We start from the raw sequence: 7769 nt of genomic DNA, 5'->3' as shown, positions 1-7769 counted from the left end.
TACCCATCGCCGCATCGCCCCGGACTGTCAGACCCGCTGAGTACGTTGGGCCGCGGGGGACGCCAAACCAAGGGGTATCCCTGCGCAAGCCTGCCCAGCGTCGCCACGACGACTGCTTGCCGCCCGACCCAACCCCGGCCCCCGACAACGGCAAAGGCCGCCCCCAGCGAACCGGAAGCGGCCAAAGCCAAGACAGAAGGAAGGGTTTACGGCAGGCCGAGCTTGGCCCGGCAGCCCGGCCAGGCGCCGTAGGTGCCGCCGGCGCGGTCGCGGAGCTTGGTCGCGATGGCGATCTGCTGCTCGCGGGTGGCCTGGTGCGGGAGTTGGGCGTAGACGGTGCCGCCGTTCGAGGCCCAGGTGCCGGCCGAGAACTGGAGACCGCCGTAGTAGCCGTTGCCCGTGTTGATGGCCCAGTTGCCGCCCGCCTCGCACTTGGCGAGACGGTCCCAGACCTCGCCGTCGGGCAGCGGCTTGGTGCCCACGGTGATCTTCTTGGGCTTCGGCTCCTTGGTGACCTTGCCGCCGATCTTCTCGCGGCTGATCTCCTTGCCGTTCTTCACGGTCACGCGGTAGGTCGAGACCTGCTCGCCCGGCGTGCCGGGGTCGGTGACGGTCTGCTCGCCCGCGTTCATGTTCGGGTCGTTGGTCTTTTCGACCGGCGGGGCGACCGGCTCGTTCACGTTGATGACCGTGACGCCGGTGCGGGAGATGTAGACCTCGGCGCCGGTGGCGATCTTCACGTCGAGGCCGGTGGTGACGGCGTCCTCGGGGCCGAGGGTGAGGTTCTCGCCCTTGAGGAACTCGTCGACGGTGACCGCGGTCGTCTGGACCTCGCGGACCGGGTTGGCGCCGTCGAACAGCTTGATGTTCTTGCGGGTCTTGACCTCGAGGTTCATGCCCTGCAGCGGCACGTCCTGGGAACCCGGCGCGGACATCCAGGCGCCTTCGAGCGGCACGCCCATCTGCTTCGCGGCCTCTTCGACGGTGACCGAGCGGACCCAGTCCTCGCGGGCCTGGCCGTCGACGCTCATCTTGAGCAGGCGGCCGCGGTCGAGGCTGATCTTGCCGCCGTCGGAGACCGGGGCGTTCAGGGACGGGGACAGGGCGTCGTGCTCACCGACGGTGATGCCCTCCTCCGCCAGGACCTCGCCGACCGTGCCCTCGTAGGAGTGGACGGTCTGCAGCGCGCCGTCGACCTCGACGGTCAGCGACTTGTCCATGGCCATGGCCGTGACGCCACCGCCGGAGATGGAGACGAGGACCGCGGCGACCGCGCCCTTGAGGAAGCGGCGCTTCCAGGACGAGACGGCCGTGACGAGCAGCTGCGGGTCGTTCTTCTCCTCTTCCTCCGACGGGAGGACGAGGGGCGGCATGATCGTCGTCTCGGCGTTGATGAGCCGGATCAGCTCGTCGACGTCGACGTTCGCGGTGGCGAGGAGTTCGTCGGCGTCCGGGCCGAGCACCTCGAGCACGTCCGCGGGCGAGATGGTCAGCGCACCGGCGGGAAAGCTCGGGTGGGGATCAACGACTCCGACTGCGGTGCCCCCGACCGGCGTGAACCAGTCGGTGTCGTCGTTGAAGTCGTACGGAGCGGCAGTTCTGTCGCTTCCAGACAAGGGTCGATACCTCCATTGCGGAAGCTTGAGGCCACCGCACAGTTGGCGCTGCAAAGATCATTCGAGGGTTGAGCTCGAAGGTTCCCGGCAACTCCTCCTACGTGGTCTCGCTTCTTCGCGCTTCTGGCTTTGGTCCCGCCCCGACTGCGGGCGTGCTCCCAACCGACTGGGTCGGTCCAGGTGGCACGGTCACGGGACAGTAACGGGGTCGCGGACGTTGCGCAAACACCCCCGCCAATGTTGTGACCTCAGTCACCCCATGAGGGTAGGAACCCTTTGCTCCGTTCGCTCTAAGTCGCATTTCAGTAGCCAAGCCCGAACACTCGTTGAGCAGTACGGGTGACGGCGGAGCAGAGTTCAGAAAGATCTTCGCCACGGAGCGTGGCCAAATCCCGAACTGTGTAATTCACACAATAGGGTTCGTTTGGACGTCCCCGGTACGGATGCGGCGTCAGGAACGGGGCATCCGTCTCGACCAGAAGCTGATCCTGCGGCACCAGCTGGGCCGCCTCCCGCAGCGCGCGGGCGTTCTTGAACGTCACCGGGCCCGCGAACGACAGCACGTACCCCGCGTCGACGCACCGCCGGGCGAAGTCCGCGTCACCCGAGAAGCAGTGGAAGACCACTGTGGACGGTGCGCCCTCGGAGTCCAGGACCTTGAGGATGTCCTCGTGCGCGTCCCGGTCGTGGATCATCAACGGCTTCCCGACGCGCTTGGAAAGGTCGATGTGCCAACGGAAAGCCTCGTGCTGGGCAGCCGGCGGCGAGTAGTCCCAGTAGTAGTCCAGACCGGTCTCGCCGATCGCCACCACCCGGTCGAAGGCAGCGAGCCGCTCCAGCTCCGCCTTCTCCGCGTCGCCGAACGAAGAGGTGCGCGTCGGGTGCACGGCCACCGCCGCGTAGACCCGCGGGTCCCAAGTGGACGCCTCGGCGGCCCACCGCGCGGCCTTCAGGTCGTCGGCCACGGTGATCACGTGCGACACCCCGGCGGCGTTCGCCCGGTCCATCAGCACGGCCACGTCCGCGGCATCGACAGCGCCGCACGCGTCGAGATGCGTGTGAGCGTCGATCACCGGTGCCGGAAGAGCTTCCGGCACCGGCGGTCGTTCACGCTTGTCGGACGTCACTTGACGATCGGGGCCCACTCGGGACCGGTGTCGCCCAGTTCCTTCTCCAACTTCGAGAACAAGGGCGACGGCTTCGCGAGCGGCCGGCCGACCTCGATCGGCGTCGACTCCCAGCGAGCCTGCTCACCGGCGTAGTCACCGGTCAGCACCGGGTACGAACGCTCCGGCACGTCCAGGTCGGTGACCTCGTTCATCGACGGCTGTGCGGCCCACACGCCCGTGCCGCCCAACGCCTCGTGCACCTTCTGCGCCGAGTGCGGCAGGAACGGCGTCATGAGCGTGTTCGCGTCCTGAACCACCTGCAGCGCCGTGTGCAGCACCGAGTCACGGCGGTCCGGGTCGTCCTTGAGCTTCCACGGCTCCTGGTCCGACAGGTACTTGTTTGCCGCCGAGATGACCCGCATGGCCTCGCCCGACGCCTGCTTGAACCGCGACCGGCGCAGGTGCGCGCCAACCGTGTCGAACGCCGCCTTCGACTGCCGCAGCAGCTCGTGGTCGGCGTCGGTCAGAGCAGTGGCCTTCGGGATCGCGCCGACGTTCTTGTGCGCCATCGAGACCGAGCGGTTGACCAGGTTGCCCCACTCGTTCGCCAGCTCGAAGTTCGTCCGGCGGACGAACTCCTCCCAGGTGAAGTCGGTGTCCTGGTTCTCGGGACCCGCGACGGAGATGAAGTACCGCAGCGCGTCCGGCCCGAACTCCTTGAGGAAGTCGCCGACGTAGATCACGGTGCCGCGCGACGTGGAGAACTTCGAGCCGCTCATCGTCAGGTACTCCGACGACACGACCTCGGTCGGCAGGTTCAGCGTGCCGAACCGGCCGGGCTCGCCGCCCTTGTCGCCCGCGCCGTTCTGCCCGAGCAGCAGCGACGGCCAGATCAGCGAGTGGAAGACGATGTTGTCCTTGCCCATGAAGTAGTAGCCCTGGGCGTCACCCGTCCAGAACTCCTTCCAGGCGTCGGGGTCGCCGGAACGACGCGCCCACTCGACGGACGCCGAGAGGTACCCGATCACGGCGTCGAACCACACGTAGAACCGCTTCATCGGCTGGTCGCTCCACCCGTCGAGCGGGATCGGCACACCCCAGTCGAGGTCACGGGTGATCGCGCGCGGCCGCAGGTCCTTGATCAGGTTCTGCGAGAACTTGAGCACGTTCGGACGCCACTCGGTGCGCGTGCCCATCCAGCTGCTCAGCGACTCGATGAACGCGGGCAGATCGAGGAACAGGTGCTCGGTCTCGATGAACTTCGGCGTCTCGCCGTTGATCCGCGAGCGCGGGTTCTTCAGGTCGATCGGGTCGAGCTGGTTGCCGCAGTTGTCGCACTGGTCACCGCGCGCGCCGTCGTACCCGCAGATCGGGCAGGTGCCCTCGATGAAGCGGTCGGGCAGCGTCCGGCCGGTCGACGGGCTGATGGCGCCCATCTCCGTCTTGGGGATGACGTAGCCGTTCTTCCACAGCGCGGAGAACAGGTCCTGCACCACCTGGTAGTGGTTGCCGGTGGTGGTGCGGGTGAAGAGGTCGTAGGAGAGGCCGAGGCCCTGAAGGTCAGACGCGATCACACGGTTGTACTTGTCGGCGAGCTCACGAGCCGTGAGCCCTTCCTTCTCGGCCTGCACCTGGATGGGTGTGCCGTGCTCGTCCGTGCCGCTGACCATGAGCACCCGGTTCCCCGACATGCGCATGTAGCGAGAGAACACGTCGGAGGGGACACCGAAACCGGAGACATGACCGATGTGCCGGGGGCCATTGGCGTAAGGCCAGGCCACCGCGGTCAGTACGGAGGCACTCATACACATAGCCTACGGAGGCGGTGCCAGGGTGTTTTCACCGAGTGGGAGGTCGGTTTGTCCGCGACCAGGATGCTGGTGCTCGGCGTGGTCAAGCTCGTCGGCGAGGCACACGGTTACGTGGTGCGGCGCGAGCTGAAGTCGTGGTCGGCGGACGCGTGGGCGAACGTGCAACCGGGCTCGATCTACCACGCGCTGAAGTCGCTGGCCAAGGACGGACTGCTGGAGCCCGTGGGCACGACCGAGTCCGACGAGGGCCCCGCCCGCACCACCTACAAGATCACCGCCGCTGGTGAGCACGAGCTGCAGGACCTGCTCGCGCACGCCCTGGCCGACTCCTCCGCCGGCAACGACGAGGTCTCCGCGGGCATCGCGATGCTCAACCTCGTCCCCCGCAAGCAGGCGGTCGTGCTGCTGAGGAACCGGCTGGCGGGCCTCGAAGGGCAGCTCACGCCGACCAGGCACGGGATCGACTCGATGCCGGAGATGGGCAAGCCCGCGCACGTCAGCGAGCTGTTTCGACTCTGGCTCGTCCACCTCGAAGGCCAGGTGCGCTGGACTCGGGAGCTGATCGAACGGCTGGAGGCCGGCGAGTACGCGCTAACCGACTAGTCAAACTTGATTAGTTCCCCTAGCCTCTAGTCAAACTTGACTAGAGGGGATTCAGTCATGATCAAGGCACGCGGCCTCGCGCGCCGGTTCACGACGAAGTCCGGTCCCGTGGACGCGGTCCGCGGGGTCGACATCGACGTTGCCGAGGGGGAACTGGTCGGGTTCCTGGGCCCGAACGGCGCCGGCAAGTCCACGACGTTGCGCATGCTCACCACGCTGCTGCAGCCGACGGCGGGTGAGGCGATCATCGCCGGGCACGACCTGCTCACCGACCCGGCGGGAGTGCGCCGCAACATCGGGTACGTCGGGCAGAAGAACGGCGCGGGCGCCGAACAGCGCGTCGCCGACGAACTGGAGTTCCAGGCGCGCTTTTACGGCCTGAGCAGGCACGACGCCCGCAGGAAGGTCGGCGACCTGCTCGAACGGTTCGATCTGCGGGGCTTGGAGAAGCGCGCCGTCATCACGCTGTCCGGCGGCCAGCAGCGCCGGCTCGACATCGCGATGGGCATGCTGCACGACCCGCGGCTGCTGTTCCTGGACGAACCGTCGACCGCGCTCGACCCGCAGAGCCGCCGCAACCTGTGGGACCACGTCAAACAGCTCAAGGCGGACGGCACCACGGTCTTCCTGACCACGCACTACCTGGACGAGGCCGACTTCCTCAGCGACCGGCTGCTGGTGATCGACCACGGCTCGATCGTGGGCGAGGGATCACCGGACGAGCTCAAGAACAACGTCTCCGGCGATCTGGTCGTGCTCGGCACCCCGCAGGCCGAACTGGTCGCCGGCAAGTTCGAGAACGCCGTCACCGAGGGCGAGAAGGTCAGTTTCCGCATTCCCAACGGCGACCGGGCGCTCCCGGGCCTGCTCCGCGACCTCGACAACCTCGGCGTCGAACTGCACTCGGTGCAGGTCCACCGGCCAACGCTCGACGACGTCTTCCTGACCATGACCGGCCGCTCTCTCCGGGAGCCAGCAGATGCTTTCTAAAACACTGTTGCGTGACACCTGGCTCGTCTTCGTCCGCGTGATGCTGCCGGTGCTGCGCAACCCGGTGGCGATCGTGTTCGGGCTCGCCCAGCCGTTGCTCTACCTCGGCCTCTTCGGGCCACTGCTCGGCGACACCGGCTGGCAGTGGTTCGTGCCGGGCCTGCTGGTGCAGATGGCGTTGTTCGGCACCGCCTACGCGGGTTTCTCGCTGTTGCCTGAGGTGCGGACGGGCGTGATGGAACGGCTGCGGGTCACCCCGGTCAGCCGGGTCGCGCTGCTCGTCGGCAGGGTCGGCAAGGACGTGGTGCTGCTCGTCGTGCAGGGCCTGCTGATCATGCTGGCCGCGATGCTGTTCGGCTTCCGGGCCACCCCGGCGGAGATGCTGCTCGGACTCGGGCTGGTGGGTCTGCTGGGCGTCGCCATCGGGTCGTTGTCGTACGCGATCGCGCTGAAGGTGAAGCTGGAGTACGTCTTCGCGTCCGTGCTGTCGTCGACGATCGTGCCGGTGATGTTGCTGTCCGGCGTGCTGCTGCCGATGTCGAACGGCCCGAAGTGGCTCTACTGGCTGTCGCGGATCAACCCGCTGGCGCACGTCGTCGACGCCGAGCGGTCGATCTTCAACACGGGTTCGCTGCTGCTCGGGCTGATCTCAGCATCTGCCCTGGTACTCGTCGGCGTCTACTACGGCGTCCGCACCTTCCACCGCGAGTCCGCTTGACGCACGCGGGGCCCCTTTCGTGCACTCCTGGTGAACGAAAGCTCCCCGCGTGCGCGTCAGGAGGACTTGATGGCGGCGTCGTACAGGGCCTTTTTGCTGATGCCGGCCGCTTCCGCTACCTCGGCGGCGACCGACTTCATGCGTTCGCCGTCGGCCACGCGTTGCTTGACCTCGGCGACCAGGGTTTCCAGGTCTGGCGTGTCCGCGACGGGCGCGGGACCGAGCACAACGGTGATCTCGCCGCGTGCGCCTTCCACGGCCCACTCGGCGAGTTCCGCCAACGACCCGCGCACGACCTCTTCGTACTTCTTCGTCAGTTCACGGCACACGGCGGCGCTGCGGTCCGGCCCGAGCACCTCGACGGCGTCCGCGAGCGTGTCCGCGAGCCGATGCGGTGCCTCGAAGAAGACGACGGTGCGCTGTTCCGTGGCCAAAGGCGCGAACCACCGCTTCCGTTCACCGGACTTGCGCGGCGGGAAGCCGTCGAACGCGAACCTGTCGCTCGGCAGGCCCGACACGGCGAGCGCGGTCGTCACGGCGGACGGTCCGGGCAGGCAGGTGACCGTGAGGTCCTGCTCGACACACGCGGCGACGAGCCGGTATCCGGGGTCGGACACGCTCGGCATGCCCGCGTCCGTCACGAGCAGCACGGTCTCGCCGCCCCGCAGCGATTCCAGCAGCCCCGGCAGCCGCGCGGTCTCGACCTGGTCGTAGAAGCTGATCACCCGCCCGGACGGCTTGACCTGCAACGCGCTCGCGAGGCTGTGCAACCGCCGGGTGTCCTCCGCGGCGATCACGTCGGCTGTCTCCAGCGCCTCGATCAGGCGGGCGGAGGCGTCGCGGATGTCCCCGAGAGGGGTGGCTGCCAGGACCAGACGGCCTGAACCGGATACAGGACTCACACGGTTCACCCTACGATCGG

Annotated in this window: 7 protein-coding genes; 3 read left to right on the top strand and 4 right to left on the bottom strand. The window is 67.7% G+C overall.

Annotated features, from left to right (window positions below):
* Nucleotides 1-206 precede the first annotated feature (206 nt).
* From B0F77_RS50655 to metG, 3 genes are all read right to left on the bottom strand, one after another.
* Entirely contained in the window at nucleotides 207-1616 is a 1410-nt protein-coding gene (locus B0F77_RS50655) for a resuscitation-promoting factor (protein WP_086668363.1), read from the bottom strand.
* A gap of 302 nt (nucleotides 1617-1918) precedes the next feature.
* Nucleotides 1919-2743 (bottom strand): TatD family hydrolase, encoded by an 825-nt coding sequence (locus B0F77_RS40490; RefSeq protein ID WP_086668362.1) that lies wholly within the window; start codon nucleotides 2741-2743, stop codon nucleotides 1919-1921.
* Nucleotides 2740-4530, bottom strand: a complete 1791-nt coding sequence (metG, locus tag B0F77_RS40485) for a methionine--tRNA ligase (protein ID WP_086668361.1) — start codon at nucleotides 4528-4530, stop codon at nucleotides 2740-2742. The genes B0F77_RS40490 and metG overlap by 4 nt, the downstream gene beginning before the upstream one ends.
* 54 nt (nucleotides 4531-4584) lie before the next feature.
* On the opposite strand from metG, the gene B0F77_RS40480 reads away from it, so the two are divergent.
* The 3 genes from B0F77_RS40480 to B0F77_RS40470 are packed head-to-tail and all read left to right on the top strand — an operon-like array spanning nucleotide 4585 to nucleotide 6847.
* A complete protein-coding gene (locus tag B0F77_RS40480; protein ID WP_086668360.1) occupies nucleotides 4585-5139 on the top strand; it encodes a PadR family transcriptional regulator in 555 nt (184 codons plus the stop codon).
* 57 nt (nucleotides 5140-5196) lie between these two features.
* Nucleotides 5197-6129, top strand: a complete 933-nt coding sequence (locus tag B0F77_RS40475) for an ATP-binding cassette domain-containing protein (protein ID WP_086668359.1) — start codon at nucleotides 5197-5199, stop codon at nucleotides 6127-6129.
* Nucleotides 6119-6847, top strand: coding sequence for an ABC transporter permease (locus tag B0F77_RS40470; RefSeq protein WP_086668358.1), 729 nt, complete (start codon nucleotides 6119-6121; stop codon nucleotides 6845-6847). Before B0F77_RS40475 ends, B0F77_RS40470 begins: the two co-directional genes overlap by 11 nt.
* A 56-nt stretch (nucleotides 6848-6903) precedes the next feature.
* On the opposite strand, the gene rsmI is transcribed toward B0F77_RS40470, so the two are convergent.
* Nucleotides 6904-7749, bottom strand: a complete 846-nt coding sequence (gene rsmI / locus B0F77_RS40465) for a 16S rRNA (cytidine(1402)-2'-O)-methyltransferase (protein ID WP_086668357.1) — start codon at nucleotides 7747-7749, stop codon at nucleotides 6904-6906.
* Between the last annotated feature and the right edge of the window lie 20 nt (nucleotides 7750-7769).

The organism is Lentzea kentuckyensis, assembly GCF_002150765.1.
Lineage (GTDB): Bacteria > Actinomycetota > Actinomycetes > Mycobacteriales > Pseudonocardiaceae > Lentzea > Lentzea kentuckyensis.
Note: the sequence above shows the minus strand (reverse complement) of the source record. Positions and strands in the feature narration are given on the sequence as shown.